The following is a 13,954-nucleotide window of genomic DNA, read 5'->3' as shown; positions in this document are numbered from 1 at the left end:
CAAGAAAACCGCTACCGTCCGGCCGCTTCGGCAAGCACCTTGCCGAGCTGCTCGTCTGTCATCGCGGGCACGACGTCGAGCGTGAAAAGATCGGCCCATTCGTGCGCCCATCGCGCGATCGGTCCTATCTCGCTGCACTCGCACACGGCGAAGCCGCGTATCGAACCGATACCGTGCCAGCGTCCCAGCAAGCGGACGCCATCGGGCGGCGCACCGCCGTTCTGCAAGAAGCGCTCGGCTGCCGTTTCCCGAACCTCGGGCAGCGCGGTCCAATTGACGATGAATAACATGGCTCGGCCCTCCTTCCGGCGATACCACGATCGGGCGCGCTTGCCCGATGTGGTTCATCCAGTATAGGAGCCGGCCATGCCGTCATGGCAAGGCGTGCGCAAGGAGCGGACCCGCGTGAGCATTCGAAACGCGCAGAGCGGACGCTATCGTCTATCCTCAGTGCATGACGACGACCGGCGCGGCGAGCACCGGCTGCGCGTAGGTCACGCGCACGGGCGGCGCGTACATCGGCACAGGCACAGGCACAGGCACCGGCACGGGCGCGGTCACGATCACGGGACGCGGCGGAGGCGGCGGAATGACCGCGACCGGAACCACGGGCGTCACCGGCACGATGGCGACAGGACGCGGCGGCGCATAGTAAGGCCGCGCGTAGTAATAGACCGGACGCGGCGCATAGACCACGGCGGGCGCGGCATAAGAGACGCTGACGGTCGTTCCCGCCGATGCGCCTTGCGCGCAAGTCAGACCAATGGCGGCGACGGCGGTTGCACTGAAGAGACGGATGTTCATGTGAAGTCCTCGATGTTCGACTGAGTGGATGCCGGCTCCAGGCGGAACGGGTCACGCCAGGCCGGCCAGCGGAACGATAGCGAAGGACCGCGCAAACCGTGAGCGCAAAGATGTGTCGCCGGATGTCGGATCGAGTCCGTCTCGTGCGCGATGAAACATGCCGACATGCTTCGTCACATCGCCGACATTGCCATCGACACGCGGCTCAATAGAATCACGTCAAGCTGAACACGAATCGAGGAGAGCATCATGCAAAAGATCGCCGCCGCGCTTGTCGTGTGCGCCGCCCTTGCATCGGGCGCGGCGCATGCGCAAACGGCCACGCAGCCGATGGGCGCGAGCCCGCATGTCGAACACATCGGACAGATGATGCCGAAGTTGCAGACGCGCTTCGCCAACGCGAACACCACGCACGACGGCAAGCTCACGCGCGACCAAGCCGCGACCGGCATGCCGATGGTCGCGAAGCATTTCGACGAGATCGACGCGCAGAAGAACGGCTACGTCACGCTGCCGCAGATCGAAGCCTTCCTGCGGGAGCACGCCGCGCAACGCTGAAGTCAACGGAGCACGCTTCATGGAAGCCTTGCCGAAGATCATCGTGCTCGACGACGAAGCCGAGCTGCGCAACATGCTTCAGCGTTTCCTTACCTCGCAGGGCTTCGACGTGCGCGTCGTCGAAAACGGCAAGCGGCTCGACCGGTATCTTCAGCGCGAGCCGTACGACCTGCTCGTGCTCGACTGGATGATGGAGCCGGAAGACGGCCTCTCGGTCTGCCGACGGTTGCGCACCGAAGGTCACACGCTGCCTATCCTCATGCTCACGGCGAAAGGCGATCCCGTCGATAAAGTCGTCGGTCTCGAAACCGGCGCGGACGATTACCTCGCGAAACCCTTCTTGCCGCAGGAGCTCGTCGCTCGCGTGCGCGCGCTGCTGCGCCGCCAGAAGATCGCAGCCGGCGACCCGACGCTCACGTCGCAAGTCATCCGCTTCGGCCCTTTCCGGCTCGATCTCGGCAAGCAGCGGCTCTTTCGCGGCGACGAGCCGTTCGAGATTCATTCGGCGCAGATGCAATTGCTGAACGCGCTCGGCTCGTCGCCGAATCGCGCAGTGAGCCGAGATAACCTCATCGCTCGCACGCGCGGCCGCGATCACGACGCGCTCGACCGCAGCATCGACGTGCAGGTGTTGCGGCTGCGTCAGCTGATCGAGGACGATCCGGCCAAGCCGCGCTTCATCAAGACCGTGTGGGGTGTCGGCTACATGCTCCTCGCGGAAGTCGAATCGTGAGCGTCGTGCCGCGCTCGCTCTTCGCGCGCAATGTGCTGCTGCTCGTCGCGCTGGTCGCGGTGAGCCAGGTCTGCGCGCTTGCCGTACTGCTGCATTTCATTCAGACGCCGCGCATCGAACGGGCCGCCGCGACGTTCGCGAGCTATATCGAAACGCTCGATGGCGTCCTGCGTTCCGCACCGCCCGGCGCCATGCAACTCGACGTGCGCCGCGAGTTGCCCGCCGCCGCAAGTGTGCGTCCCGATGCATCGCGCTTGCGGTTTTATCAGACGTATCAGCGCGAGACGTTCATCGAAAGCCTTCGTCATCACTTGCCCGCCGACATGCCGGTGCGCTGGCAAAGCGCCGATACATCCGACGATGGACAGCAGCGCCTCTGGATTCGCATTCACGTTTCCGGCGAGCCGCGCTGGATGGCGCTGCCGGTGCCCGAAGCCGCGCACGACGACGGCCTCGCCACCGCGCTGCTGCTGTCGCTCGCGCTGGGCGCGCTGGCGGTCGCGACGGCGTATCTCATTCAGCGGCATCTGAATCGCCCGCTCGAACATCTTGCCGATGCCGCGCGCCGCGTATCCGCTGGCGACGATCCCGGCACGCTGCCGACAAACGGCCCGACCGAAATCGCGCAAGTCAGCGACGCGTTCAATCGCATGACATCCGCGCTCGCCGAAGCGGAAGCCACGCGCGCGCTGATGCTCGCGGGCATCTCGCACGACATCCGCACGCCGATGACCAAGCTGCGCCTCGCGATGACGATGTCCGCGGTGCCGTCGAAGGACGCGGCGTTCGCGGCATCGGCGGAAGGCTATCTCGAGCAGATCGACGGCATTCTCCAGCAGTTCATGGACTACGCGGGCAGCGGCGCGAAGGAAACGCCCATCGTCGGCGACCTCAACGCGCTCATCGCAAATCTCGCCGCGGATTTCGCGGGCCTCGGGCATGAGTTCGCGCTGTCGCTCGGCGACATCCGAACGTTCGCGTTTCGCCCGATCAGCATGATGCGCATGCTCATGAACCTGATGCAGAACGCGGTGCTCTACGGCGTGCAGGGTCTCGAAGTCCGCACATGGACGGATGCGAGCGCGAACGCGGCGTGCATCGTGATTGCGGATCGCGGCAAGGGACTCGGCACGCACGATCCGGAATCGCTCAAGCAGCCGTTCAAGCGCGGCGGCGGCGAAGGCCAGCCGAAGGGCACCGGCCTCGGGCTCGCCATCGTCGAGCGCATTGCGCGGCTGCACGGCGGCACATTCGATTTGCGCGCGCGCGAAGGCGGCGGTGTCGAGGCGACGATCGTCTTGCCGATCCGCGCATCGACGGGCGAAACGCAGGGATGAAAACAGCGTCATGGATATTTTGCCGCCATGCACCATACTGAATGCGTAGGAACCCGTAGGAGAAATGGCCATGGACACACCCGCGAGCCCCGGCGCTCGGCGTCATGTCCCGGCTCTGCACGTTCACTTCGCGAACGCTGATGCGATTCCCTTCCCCACGCGCAATGTCGCTCGCGGCGACGCGCTGTATTGCGCGGGCGAGCCGCTGCGCAGCCTGTACACGGTGCAGTCCGGCTGCTTCAAGAGCGTGGCCGCGTACCCGAGCACGAACGACGACGTTCCGCCGCATACGCAAGTCACCGCGTTCCATCTGATCGATGAAACCCTCGCGCTCGATGGCATCTGCACGGGCCAGCATGAAAGCGACGCCATCGCGCTAGAAGACAGCGTCGTGCGCATCATGCCGGTCGGCATACTGGAGCCGCTGTGCCGCGAATATGCGCCGATGCAGCACGCGCTGCTCGCGATCATGAGCGCTGAGATCGTGCGCGCGGCGCGGCTCGCGCTGATGCTCGGCACGATGCCGGCGCTCATTCGCGTCTCGGCCTTCTTGCTGGACTTGTCGAACCGGCTCGATATGGACGCGACGCGACCGCAGCAACCCGACGACGTGCTCCTGCCGATGACCCGCGCCGATATCGGCAGCTATCTCGGGCTGGAGCTCGAAACCGTGAGCCGCATGCTGTCGAAGCTGCAACGCGAAGGCGCCATCGCGCTCAGTGGAAGGCAGGTTCGCATCGTGGACCGCGCACGTCTCGCGCGTATCTGATCGCCATGTATGTTGCGATGCAACGCATGTCTCATCGATGAGGCGACATGCTGGGGCGCGCGCAATCGACGCGGTGCACGCATGCACGGAGAACGCGCGTTGTCTGAAGAAACAATCCCACGTCTCCATGACGGTTGTCGTCATGTCGCCTCATTGCGAGGCTAATCTACAGAGACACGCCTCGAAGAGTTCGTCGGCATCGGACTTGCTTTGAACATCGTGGCGCGCTGATGCATCGCACAAGATGTTTCGCAGCACGAATATCGAACCGAACGCCGCACAGTCAATCGAAACGATTGCGCGTGAATTCGTGCCACCGGGCGATGCCCGCAGCATGCACGCGACTCAACCAATGCATCAGGCGGTGCGGGACAGCATGAAGCCCGCGTGGAATGCCGCCACTCAACTCGATGACGCTCATGGCCGGCGCAATCGCGCTGAGCGTCTCCTTCGTCTAATCGATGTTCATGGAGGATGTCATGCGTATCACCGTCAAGCTGGATGGCTTCGAAGGCAGTCAAAACGCCGCGTATGCCATTCTGTGGCTCGACAAGGAATCCCGCCGCTGGTCGCGCGAAGGGCATCAGGCGCTCGAAGTGCCGGACTGGGGCGGGCTGCGCTCGGGCTCGAATGGCACGATGATCTGCGATCAGCACACGGAACAACCCATCTGCGTGCTGGAACAACTCGACGTCGACGCGCCCGGCGGACCGGATGAAGGGCTCGCGGGACGTGTCGTGTGGTATGTGGATGCGTCGCGCAAGGAAAGCGCGGGCCGGTGGCATGTGCAATGCATCGACCGCGCGCAAATCAAGGCCGAGCACAGTGTGTTCGCGGGCGAAGAAGACGCCTGGCGCGTCTAGCCTGATGTAAACAAAGACTCGTGGAAAGTCAGGGTCCGTCTTCCGGCATCGGCATCAGCATGACGGCGAACGACGCGACCCCGACGAGAATGGTGAGCACGCCATAGTTGAGCACGGCCACCTTGTCGAAGACGAGGCCGTGCAGCGCAACGAAGATGCCCGCCAGCGTCGTGAAGACCGCGATCGCCGCCGCCACGATTCGCGCTTCGCTGCTGACCATGATGTTCTCCTCTCGGCGCGGCCCGCCGCCTTCGTTCCTTTATCTTCATCGTCGTCGCTGCCGTGGCGTGCGTCTTGACCTGCGTCAAACTGATCGCGGCGCGCTCTGGTGTTTTCCCTTGCCCCATTTTCGCCGCCGATATTGGTAGTATCGGGTTCGGGCTGCCAGCGTCGCGACGCTGCAACCGCCCATTACCGCGCGATGACGCCGGTCTTCCTGATCCGCTCGCGCGCATACGAAAAGAACCTGGGAGGCAAGATGAATCAGTCAAAGTTCAGCGATCCGTTCAGCCAGTTTGCCGCCATGTTCCAGCAATATCAGCTGCCGGGATTCGACGTTGCCGCGATCATGGAATCGCGGCGCAAGGATGTCGAAGCGCTGGCCGCGACGAATCGCGTGGCATTCGGCGGAATGGAAGCGCTGCGCGACAAGCAGCTCGAAATCCTGCGCCGCACGCTCGGCGAACTCGAAGGCATCGCGAAGCAGTTCGCGTCGTCGTCGGCCAAGCCGCCGTTCAATGCGAACGAAGTCGTTCAGCGCACGCTGCATAACGCGCTCGCCGACATGCAGGACATCGCGCGGACCACGCAGCAGACGCAGGCCGAGGCGTATGCGCTCGTGACGCAACGTGTCGAAGAAGCGCTGCAGGAACTGAAAGCCGCCGTCGAAAGGCCGCAAAGCTAGCGCCTATTTCTTCGCCTGCGTCGTGATCTGAAAGATGTCGACGAGCACGCGCTCACGTCCATATCGGGCCGCGAGCGCGGCGAGGCGTTTGTCCACCGCGCGTAGATAGTCGGCCTTCGCTTCGCTGTCCGGGCGCAGCGCGTCGAAGAGCGGCGCGGGCGTCACCATCAGCACGATCATCTCCGCGCCGAACGGCTTGCCGACGACCCAGTCGCCCATGGTGCCGATGGTCGCCGTGTAGCTCGGCGGCGCCTGGTTGTCGCGCGAACGTTCGTTCGGCAGCAGATGCACGGCGCTGCCGTCGAGCATGAAGTAATCGACGTTGACGTACGAATCGAACGCGGGCGTCATCAGTTCGACGATCAGCGGATCGCCTTCCGTGAGACGCGTCTGGTTCGATCGCGTATGCACCGACGCAGGATGCCCCGCCTGCCGGTTCGCCGTCCAGTACGGACCGAGCACCTTGAGCACGTCGCATTTGTCGTCGCTGACGGGCTGCACGCCGAAGTTCGTCGTGCGCACGCCGGGCACGCGCCCGAGCGTTTCCTTCAGTCGCGCGAGGCCGTATTTCTCGGATACGAAGCCTTGCACATCCACGGTCTGATCGTGCACCGACGCGACCAGCGCCGAGCACGGCACGCTCGCGAGCACGGGCGTGACGGCGGCCATCGTGAGCGTCGGCGCGGGCGCGGCGGGCGTGGGCATCGCGATGGGCGCTGTGGGTGCCGGAGTCGTTGCGGTAGCGGTCGAAGTCGCGGTGGACGTCGGCGCCCGGCTCTTCTGATGCGCGACGAACACATAGCCCGCGCCCGCGATCACCGCGAGCACCAGCGCGCCGATAGCGAGCTTCGGCACGCCCGTGCGCTTCGCCCTCGCTTGCGCCGATGCAGCCGGCCGCTCCTCGCTGATCTCATCGAGAAACTGCGCGACGGTCGGCGTCCTGTCTTCGCGTTCGAATGCAAGCGCCGCTTTCAGCGCCTTCCATTGCTTGTTGCCGAGATTCTCCGGACGCAGCGGCTTCATGCCCGCGCTCTTCGCCTGCAACGCGGGCACGCGATCGAACGGATGCTTGCCGGTCAGAAGCTCGTACGTGATGCAGCCAAGCGCGTAGATATCGTCGCGCGGATCGGGCTCGCGATGTTCGAGCATCTCCGGGCTGGCATAAGCGGGCGTCAGCGCGCCCAGGCTGCCCGGATCGAACACGGTGGCTTCGGTTTCCTCTTCGGGACGCTGAATCACGCGCGCGATGCCGAAGTCGATGACCTTCACTTCCGATGCATCCGTGACGAACACGTTGGCAGGCTTGAAGTCGCAATGCACGAAGCCGCGCTCGTGCGCATACGCGAGCGCCGTCGCCATGCCCTTGAAGATGCGAAACACTTCGGGAAACGCCATTCCCTTGAAGTTCGGTGTCCGAAGTATCCGGGACAATGGCTGACCGGACAGATACTCCATCGTCAGATAGACAATGGCCCCGTCGCGATCGAAGTCGTACACCGTGACGATATTGCGATGCGCGAGCTGCTGCGCCTTGCGCGCCTCGCGTTGCAGCGCGATCAGCGACTTCGGATTGCCGCGAAACTGCAGGTTCAGCACCTTGATCGCCACATACGGGCGCCGGTCCGACGCCTCCAGCTTGCGCAGATCGAGCGCCTTGTAGACGGTCCCCATCCCGCCGATGCCGAGACATTCTTCGAGCACGAAGCGATTGTTCAGCGTATCGCCCACGCCCTTGATCTGGTCCACTTCGGGAAGCACTTGCGTCGCCTGGCCCGAGGTAGCGCCGGTCGCGCCGGTCGCGCCCGTTGAGTCCGGGCCAACGCTCGCGCTGCTCAAGGCGCGCGGCGGCAAAGGCGGCGGTGCGGCGGGCGTCATGTGCAGACGCGTTTCATCGCGGTCCGGATGAAACGTGGTGCCGGGGTTCGTTTCCGAGCGCATGCGCGCCGTATGCTCGATGCGCCGGCGAATGGCGGAATAGATATCGGGCGGCAAGGGCCTTGCCGCGTTTTCCTCGTCGAGGATGTCGAGGAGCCGCGCGCCCGGCGTGCGATCGGCGGCCAGTGCGCCATCGACCCCTGCAAAGAACGCGTCGCGCGACCCGACATCGCCCCGATATTGACGAAGCGCTTCTCGGAAGCTAGTCATCTGTGCGACTCGATGCGGCTCCAATCGACCGACAATTCACTTGTCGTACCAAACAACCGGTGCTCGTTCGATACTAGCCTTCGCGTGCGGCTTAGGCAAATGGCGTTTTCGATGATGAGCGGCATCGCGCACATGTCGTTCGGATACCGACAGATCGCGTGGGCTGTTGGTCCGGCGGCATCATCCCGATCGACTCGAGATGATGAAACTGAACGCGCTCCCGATCAGAAAAGCCCATGAAACAAGGCTCGGAAGCGGTTTCGTTTGTTCAGACGCGCGCTTGGCATACCTCATGCGTTTAACTGGCCCGAGCAGACAAGTTGCTCGACACCACCACCGAACGCGCGATGCGCACTCAAGGAGAACCGCAATGAAGACGCTGACCATCAAGGACCTGCCCGTCACCGAAGAACTCGATCGCCGCGCGATGTCGGCCGTGCGTGGCGGCTCGAGCTATTTCGTGCCGGGCTTCGATATGTCGAAGGTCTCGCTCTCGTTCAACACGCAACAGATGATCCAGCAGGATCAGAAGACGTTCAACGAGAACGGCGCGAATGTCGCGTTCGCGGACGACATCGACTCGAAGGTCAAGCCGGTTCAGACGGCGCGCAACACGAGCAACATCAACATCGGCGGCGGGCTGGCCTGGGCCTGAACCGCAAAAACGATTCGCTACGCGAGGAGCACCACCATGTCGTCCATCATCGTCCGGGACCTGTCCCACAGCAAGGACCTCGACCGTCGCGCGATGTCCGCCGTCTCCGGCGGGCAAGGCTACGGACCGTATGCCAACGTGGAAGTCAACGTCGGCATCCTTCAGAACCTCACGCAGGTTCAGAAGGTCGATGTCACCGCGCTCAGCAACATCGGCTATGTCGGCGCGGGCGTCTCGCCGCACTTCGACATCAGTCCGGTGCAGATCGGCAAGCTGAACGCATCGGCGTTTCTCTGATGCGCGCGCCGTAGTAGATGCATCGAAGATCGAACGCGGCGTTTGCGGCGAAAGGCTTCGGCCTTTCGCCGCCTTTGGCTTCAGCGCGTCGCCGCGATGCGGTCCCGGTGAGGAGTCGGCCGGGATTGCCTATACTCGATCCGATAAGCTCGATCCGATAAGCTCGATCCGATAAGCTCGATCCGATAAGCTCGATCCGATGCCCCACAGCACGACTCCGATCACGAAGGAGCAACAGTCATGAGCGTCATCAAGATCAGGGATCTCGCGGACAGCGTCGAACTCGACCGGCAAGCCATGACGGCGATCGCGGGCGGCGCGCGCGATGCGGCGCATCCGTGGTTTCGCGTCAGGGCGTCGAATCCGAACCGCGTCGTCGATTATCCCGGCGTGCCGGTGAAGGACGTGCCGGTGCAGCAGCCGGGGCCGTTCCGGAACAAGATCGTTTCGCGATGAATCATTGCGTGCCGTGCGGTGCGCGTGTTTATCGCGATGAGAATCCCGCGATGCCGCCGCTCATCGGCACGCTCGACGCTCGGCCGCTGCGCTTGACGAGCGCGAGCCGCATGCGTTCGCGCGCGTCGCCGTCGATATCGCCGAAATAACGCGTCTTGCCCGCGATCACCGCGCCCACGGGCACGCCATCCAGATACAGCACGCGATTGCCCGCCAGCGCGGGTACCTTTTCACCGGGCAAGAGCGTGCCGACGAGATTGAGCGGATCGACCGCGCTCAGCGCGACGAACGCGCCCTCCTTCGGCCGCTTGCGCATGTCGCGCAGAAGCGGCACCGCCTCGGGCAGCGCGAACTGCTCGCCCGCCAGCCCGGCGACGAAGCGCCCGCCGCGAATCTCGCCGCGCGCCTCCAGCCGATGATAGACGCGCAGCAGATCGCGCCACGGCGGCAGCCACTGCGCCTCGCGCTCCAGGAGCCGCCAGAACACGACGCCGTAGCGCCGCAAGAGCGTCAGCGCCACATGCTCGATATCGCCGCTGTCGTCGCTTCCATTGCCCGCGCGACGCAGCAGCGCCCAGCGGCCCGCATCGTCCATTCCGCCGATGAACAGGCCGCCCGAGCCTCGGCGCGACCGGCGCGACCACGCATTGCGTTTCGCCGCCGGCGTGAGCAGCGCGCGCAGGCCGGCGAAGCTATCGGCGTTGACGAGCCCGAGCGCGACGAGTTCGCCGAGCGCGTCTTCGAGTTCCGTGCGCAGAAGCCGCGTGTCGGCGAGCAGTTCGTCGAAGAACATCGCGCCGTGCGCCGTCAGCGCGTCGAACACGCGTTGCGCGCGCGATGACAACGCGGGCGCTTCGTCGGCGGCCATCAGCGCGTTCCACGCCGCGAGCCTTCGACGCGGCAACAACACGATCGGCGTGCCGCGCACCGGTCCGCCCGTCGCGCGCGTACGGCCCGCGGGCCGCGACCACACGATCTTCCCCGCGCGGCAGATTTCGTCGAGCCACATGCCCGAATAATCGGCGATGCGCGCGGGCAGAATCTCGTCTTCCCACGCGACGGCGGGCGCTTCGAATCCCTCGAGTTGCTCGATCACGGCAAGCAACGCATCGCGACCCTCGCCGTGCGCATCGGGCGCGACGCGCTGCCATTCGAACAGAAAACGCATGAAGTCCTGCCGCTCGACCGGCTCGATTTCGCGCCGCAGCCGCCGCACGGTGTATCGATGTATGCGCGCGAGCAGATGCCGCTCGCACCATTGCTCTTCCGCGCTGATCGAGCCTGGCGTGAAGCGGCCGCGCATCACGTAGCCTTCGCTTTCGAGCCGCGTCAAGGCAATCGCAATCGCCGACGCGGGCAACGCCAGCGGCCGCGCAATTTCCGCCACCGTCAGCGGCCCGAATGCCGACAGCCGCGCGCGCACGATTTCCACGAGCGCGTCGTCCTCCGTCCAGGCATCGTCGAAACCGGGCGGCGGCGTGAGGCGCGGGTGCATCGGCGCATGCGGATAGACGGCGCGCACGCTCGCGAGGCGCTCGACGGGCGTCCACAACGCATCGTGATCCGCGATCTGCAGGCGCGTCGCGCGGCCCGCGCGGGCGAGCGCGTCGAGCCATACGGGCCAGCCATCGGTTGCGGCGGCTTCCGTATCGGCGATGCAGGACAGCGTCGTCAGCGCTTCGTGCATCTCGTCCGCGCTCGTGACCGACGGCCACGCTTCCTCCCGCACGCTCGCGATGGCGTCGGCGTCGAGCGCGCCTAAGTCGTCCGTCGATTGCGGATCGGTCCAGCGGCGCGCGAGCACGGCCTGCGTGCGACGCTCTTCGAGCGGGGCGTCGTCGAGAAAAGCGTAGGGCCGCGCCGACAGAATCTCGGCGGCCAGCGGCGACGGCGCGGGCAGCTCGCGCGTCACGAGCCGCACCGCGCCCGCCTCGATGCGCCGCAGGAGCGCGAGCCACGCGTCGCTGTCCATCGCGTCGTGCAGGCAATCGTCGATCGTCTGCTCGACGAGCGGATGCGCCGGCACCTCGCGCTCCCCGACGACGTTTTCCGCGCACGCCACCTGGTCCGGAAACACGGCGGCGAGCAGGTCCTCGCTCTTCATCCGCTGCAACTGCGGCGCGACCTTGCGCCCGCCCGTGTAGCGCGGCAGCGCGAGCGCGTTCGTCGCGTTCCAGCGCCAGCGCACGCCGAAGAGCGGCGCGTCGAGCAGCGCCTGAATCAGCAGATGCTCGGCCGTGGCGGATTTCAGATAGCGCCAGACTTCATCGAGCGCGAAGCTGTGGCCCGCCGTCAGCGACAGCACGATGGCATCCTCGGTCGCCGCCGCCTGCAATTCGAAGTTGAAGGTGCGGCAAAAGCGCTTGCGGAGTGCCAAGCCCCACGCGCGGTTCACGCGGCTGCCGAACGGCGCGTGAATGACGAGCTGCGTGCCGCCGGATTCGTCGAAGAAGCGCTCCATGACGAGCGTGTCCTGCGTCGGCAACACGGAAAGCGCGGCGCGCGCGCGGGCGAGATAGTCGACGATCTGGCGCGCGGCTTCCATGCCGATGCCGGTTTCTTCCGCGAGCCATTCGGTCGCGGCGTCAGCGGAGTCGCCGAGGCGCACGTCGACGTCCGCCCGCAAGCGTGCGATCGCGAAGGAGAGTTCATCGCTGCGTCCCGGCGCTTCGCCGAGCCAGAACGGGATGTTTGGCGGCTGCCCGTTCGCATTCTCGACGCGCACGCGCCCGCCTTCCACCCGCACGATCCGGTACGACGTGTTCCCGAGCTGAAAAATATCGCCCGCCAGACTTTCGACAGCGAAGTCCTCGTTCACCGTGCCGATCTGCAAGCCCTGCGGTTCCAGCAGCACCGCGAAATCCGCGTTGTCGGGAATGGCGCCGCCGGACGTCACCGCCGTCAGCTTGCCGCCGCGACGGCCCCGCAGCGTGCGGCTGACCGCATCGCGATGCACATACGCGCCGCGCACGCCCTGTCGCCCCGTATAGCCCTCCGCGAGCGTCTTCACGACGGCGTCGTAACGCGCGCGTTCGAGCGTCGCGTACGGATGCGCGCGGCGGATGCGCTCGAACAGCGCGTCCTCGCCCCACTCGCGGCACGCCACTTCGGCGGTGATCTGCTGCGCGAGCACGTCGAGCGGCGCGCGGGGAACGGTCAGCGCATCGAGTTCGCCGCGCCGCACGCAATCGAGCAGCGCCGCGCATTCGATCAGATCGTCGCGCGAAGTCGGAAAAAGCCGCCCTTTCGGCACGCCGCCCACGTGATGCCCCGAGCGCCCCACGCGCTGCAGGAACGCGCCGATCGAACCGGGCGAGCCGAGCTGGCAGACGAGATCCACATCGCCGATATCGATTCCCAGTTCCAGCGACGCGGTCGCGATCAGCACGCGCAGCTCGCCGCGCTTGAGCCGCTGCTCGGCGTCCAGCCGATGCTCCCGCGCGAGACTGCCGTGATGCGCCGCGACCGCTTCCTTTCCGAGCCGGTCGGTCAGATGCCGCGCCGCGCGCTCGGCCATGCGGCGGGTGTTGACGAAGACGAGCGTCGTCCGATGCTGTGCCGAAAGTTCCGCGAGCCTGTCGTAGACGCGCTCCCACATGTCGTTCGACATGATGGCTTCGAGCGGCATCGGCGGAAGCTCCAGCGCAAGGTCGCGCGCGCGCGAGTGCCCGACATCGACGATCTCGCACGGCTCGCCCTCGCCCGCCAGAAAGCGCGCGACGAGTTCGATCGGCTTTTGCGTCGCCGACAACCCGACGCGCACCGGACGCGCCGCGCCGCGCGCCTCGCACAGCGCGTCGAGCCGCTCGAGGCTCAGGCTCAGGTGCGAGCCGCGCTTGCTGCCGGCCACGGCGTGAATTTCATCGACGATGACCGTGCGTGTCGTGGACAGCATCGCGCGGCCGGAATCCGACGAAAGCAGCACGTAGAGCGATTCCGGCGTCGTCACGAGGATGTGCGGCGGACGCTTGCGCACGGCGTTGCGCTCTTGCTGCGTGGTGTCGCCGGTGCGCACGGCCGCGCGAATCTCGGGCGCGGCCGCGCCCATGCCGCTCAACTGACGCGCGATGCCCGCAAGCGGTTCTTCGAGATTCACGCGGATATCGTTCGACAGCGCCTTCAGCGGCGACACATACACGACGCGCGTTTCGTCCGGCAGGACGCCGCCGCCCGCGATGCCGTCGCGCACGAGCTCGTCGAGCGCGGCCAGGAACGCGGTCAGCGTCTTGCCCGAGCCTGTCGGCGCGGCGACGAGCGTGGAGCGTCGCGCGTGGATCAGCGGCCAGGCGCGCGCCTGCGCGGCGGTCGGCGCGGCGAAATGCGCGCGAAACCAGTCGGCGACAGCTGGATGGAAGCCGTCGAGCGCGGTGTCGGGCGAAGCGGAATCTGAGGTCATCGGAACATTCTAGGGGCGCGAGCGACGAGACGCGCGC

At 65.8% G+C, this 13,954-nt stretch carries 14 protein-coding genes; 9 read left to right on the top strand and 5 right to left on the bottom strand.

Annotation, left to right across the window (positions count from 1 at the left end; all coding sequences use genetic code 11):
- Positions 1-11 precede the first annotated feature (11 nt).
- Entirely contained in the window at positions 12-290 is a 279-nt protein-coding gene (locus AWB72_RS11070; protein ID WP_040052226.1) for a DUF3303 domain-containing protein, read from the bottom strand.
- 157 nt (positions 291-447) lie between these two features.
- Positions 448-804 carry a hypothetical protein gene (locus AWB72_RS11065; RefSeq protein ID WP_040052225.1) on the bottom strand — a complete coding sequence of 119 codons (357 nt, stop codon included), beginning with the start codon at positions 802-804 and terminating at the stop codon, positions 448-450.
- A gap of 249 nt (positions 805-1,053) precedes the next feature.
- On the opposite strand from AWB72_RS11065, the gene AWB72_RS11060 reads away from it, so the two are divergent.
- From AWB72_RS11060 to AWB72_RS11040, 5 genes are all read left to right on the top strand, one after another.
- Positions 1,054-1,362 carry an EF-hand domain-containing protein gene (locus AWB72_RS11060; protein WP_040052224.1) on the top strand — a complete coding sequence of 103 codons (309 nt, stop codon included), beginning with the start codon at positions 1,054-1,056 and terminating at the stop codon, positions 1,360-1,362.
- Between the two features lie 19 nt (positions 1,363-1,381).
- Positions 1,382-2,095 carry a response regulator gene (locus tag AWB72_RS11055; RefSeq protein WP_040052223.1) on the top strand — a complete coding sequence of 238 codons (714 nt, stop codon included), beginning with the start codon at positions 1,382-1,384 and terminating at the stop codon, positions 2,093-2,095.
- Complete coding sequence (locus AWB72_RS11050; protein WP_052450044.1) at positions 2,092-3,432, top strand: ATP-binding protein; 1,341 nt, start codon at positions 2,092-2,094, stop codon at positions 3,430-3,432. The genes AWB72_RS11055 and AWB72_RS11050 overlap by 4 nt, the downstream gene beginning before the upstream one ends.
- A 70-nt stretch (positions 3,433-3,502) precedes the next feature.
- Positions 3,503-4,201 carry a Crp/Fnr family transcriptional regulator gene (locus AWB72_RS11045; protein WP_040052361.1) on the top strand — a complete coding sequence of 233 codons (699 nt, stop codon included), beginning with the start codon at positions 3,503-3,505 and terminating at the stop codon, positions 4,199-4,201.
- Between the two features lie 479 nt (positions 4,202-4,680).
- The gene (locus AWB72_RS11040) at positions 4,681-5,064 is read left to right on the top strand and encodes a DUF3564 family protein (protein WP_040052360.1); all 384 of its coding nucleotides are present in this window, start codon (positions 4,681-4,683) and stop codon (positions 5,062-5,064) included.
- Positions 5,065-5,092: 28 nt separating this feature from the next.
- Here AWB72_RS11040 and AWB72_RS11035 read toward each other — a convergent pair whose 3' ends face one another.
- The gene (locus AWB72_RS11035) at positions 5,093-5,284 is read right to left on the bottom strand and encodes a DUF2964 family protein (protein ID WP_040052222.1); all 192 of its coding nucleotides are present in this window, start codon (positions 5,282-5,284) and stop codon (positions 5,093-5,095) included.
- 258 nt (positions 5,285-5,542) lie between these two features.
- Between AWB72_RS11035 and AWB72_RS11030 the strand changes: the two genes are divergently transcribed.
- The gene (locus AWB72_RS11030; RefSeq protein WP_040052359.1) at positions 5,543-5,968 is read left to right on the top strand and encodes a phasin family protein; all 426 of its coding nucleotides are present in this window, start codon (positions 5,543-5,545) and stop codon (positions 5,966-5,968) included.
- Between the two features lie 3 nt (positions 5,969-5,971).
- Here AWB72_RS11030 and AWB72_RS11025 read toward each other — a convergent pair whose 3' ends face one another.
- Positions 5,972-8,113: a serine/threonine-protein kinase gene (locus AWB72_RS11025; RefSeq protein ID WP_040052221.1), complete on the bottom strand. Its 2,142-nt coding sequence runs from the start codon at positions 8,111-8,113 to the stop codon at positions 5,972-5,974.
- A 370-nt stretch (positions 8,114-8,483) separates the two neighbouring features.
- On the opposite strand from AWB72_RS11025, the gene AWB72_RS11020 reads away from it, so the two are divergent.
- The 3 genes from AWB72_RS11020 to AWB72_RS11010 all read left to right on the top strand — a co-directional run bounded on the left by AWB72_RS11020 (position 8,484) and on the right by AWB72_RS11010 (position 9,521).
- Positions 8,484-8,768 carry a hypothetical protein gene (locus tag AWB72_RS11020; protein ID WP_040052220.1) on the top strand — a complete coding sequence of 95 codons (285 nt, stop codon included), beginning with the start codon at positions 8,484-8,486 and terminating at the stop codon, positions 8,766-8,768.
- A 36-nt stretch (positions 8,769-8,804) separates the two neighbouring features.
- Positions 8,805-9,065, top strand: coding sequence for a hypothetical protein (locus AWB72_RS11015; RefSeq protein ID WP_040052219.1), 261 nt, complete (start codon positions 8,805-8,807; stop codon positions 9,063-9,065).
- Between the two features lie 240 nt (positions 9,066-9,305).
- A complete protein-coding gene (locus AWB72_RS11010; protein ID WP_040052218.1) occupies positions 9,306-9,521 on the top strand; it encodes a hypothetical protein in 216 nt (71 codons plus the stop codon).
- Positions 9,522-9,549: 28 nt separating this feature from the next.
- Here AWB72_RS11010 and AWB72_RS11005 read toward each other — a convergent pair whose 3' ends face one another.
- Positions 9,550-13,917, bottom strand: coding sequence for a DEAD/DEAH box helicase (locus tag AWB72_RS11005; RefSeq protein WP_040052217.1), 4,368 nt, complete (start codon positions 13,915-13,917; stop codon positions 9,550-9,552).
- Positions 13,918-13,954: the final 37 nt, after the last annotated feature.

Source organism: Caballeronia concitans (assembly GCF_001544615.1).
GTDB classification, from domain to species: Bacteria; Pseudomonadota; Gammaproteobacteria; order Burkholderiales; family Burkholderiaceae; genus Caballeronia; species Caballeronia concitans.
Note: the sequence above shows the minus strand (reverse complement) of the source record. Positions and strands in the feature narration are given on the sequence as shown.

Excerpts from the sequence above, each read along its gene's own strand:
- AWB72_RS11010 (WP_040052218.1), top strand. The coding sequence starts at position 9,306 with ATGAGCGTCATCAAGATCAGGGATCTCGCGGACAGCGTCGAACTCGAC.
- AWB72_RS11045 (WP_040052361.1), top strand. The coding sequence starts at position 3,503 with ATGGACACACCCGCGAGCCCCGGCGCTCGGCGTCATGTCCCGGCTCTG.
- AWB72_RS11040 (WP_040052360.1), top strand. The coding sequence starts at position 4,681 with ATGCGTATCACCGTCAAGCTGGATGGCTTCGAAGGCAGTCAAAACGCC.
- AWB72_RS11005 (WP_040052217.1), bottom strand. The coding sequence starts at position 13,917 with ATGACCTCAGATTCCGCTTCGCCCGACACCGCGCTCGACGGCTTCCAT.
- AWB72_RS11055 (WP_040052223.1), top strand. The coding sequence starts at position 1,382 with ATGGAAGCCTTGCCGAAGATCATCGTGCTCGACGACGAAGCCGAGCTG.
- AWB72_RS11065 (WP_040052225.1), bottom strand. The coding sequence starts at position 804 with ATGAACATCCGTCTCTTCAGTGCAACCGCCGTCGCCGCCATTGGTCTG.
- AWB72_RS11035 (WP_040052222.1), bottom strand. The coding sequence starts at position 5,284 with ATGGTCAGCAGCGAAGCGCGAATCGTGGCGGCGGCGATCGCGGTCTTC.
- AWB72_RS11025 (WP_040052221.1), bottom strand. The coding sequence starts at position 8,113 with ATGACTAGCTTCCGAGAAGCGCTTCGTCAATATCGGGGCGATGTCGGG.
- AWB72_RS11060 (WP_040052224.1), top strand. The coding sequence starts at position 1,054 with ATGCAAAAGATCGCCGCCGCGCTTGTCGTGTGCGCCGCCCTTGCATCG.
- AWB72_RS11070 (WP_040052226.1), bottom strand. The coding sequence starts at position 290 with ATGTTATTCATCGTCAATTGGACCGCGCTGCCCGAGGTTCGGGAAACG.
- AWB72_RS11030 (WP_040052359.1), top strand. The coding sequence starts at position 5,543 with ATGAATCAGTCAAAGTTCAGCGATCCGTTCAGCCAGTTTGCCGCCATG.
- AWB72_RS11020 (WP_040052220.1), top strand. The coding sequence starts at position 8,484 with ATGAAGACGCTGACCATCAAGGACCTGCCCGTCACCGAAGAACTCGAT.
- AWB72_RS11015 (WP_040052219.1), top strand. The coding sequence starts at position 8,805 with ATGTCGTCCATCATCGTCCGGGACCTGTCCCACAGCAAGGACCTCGAC.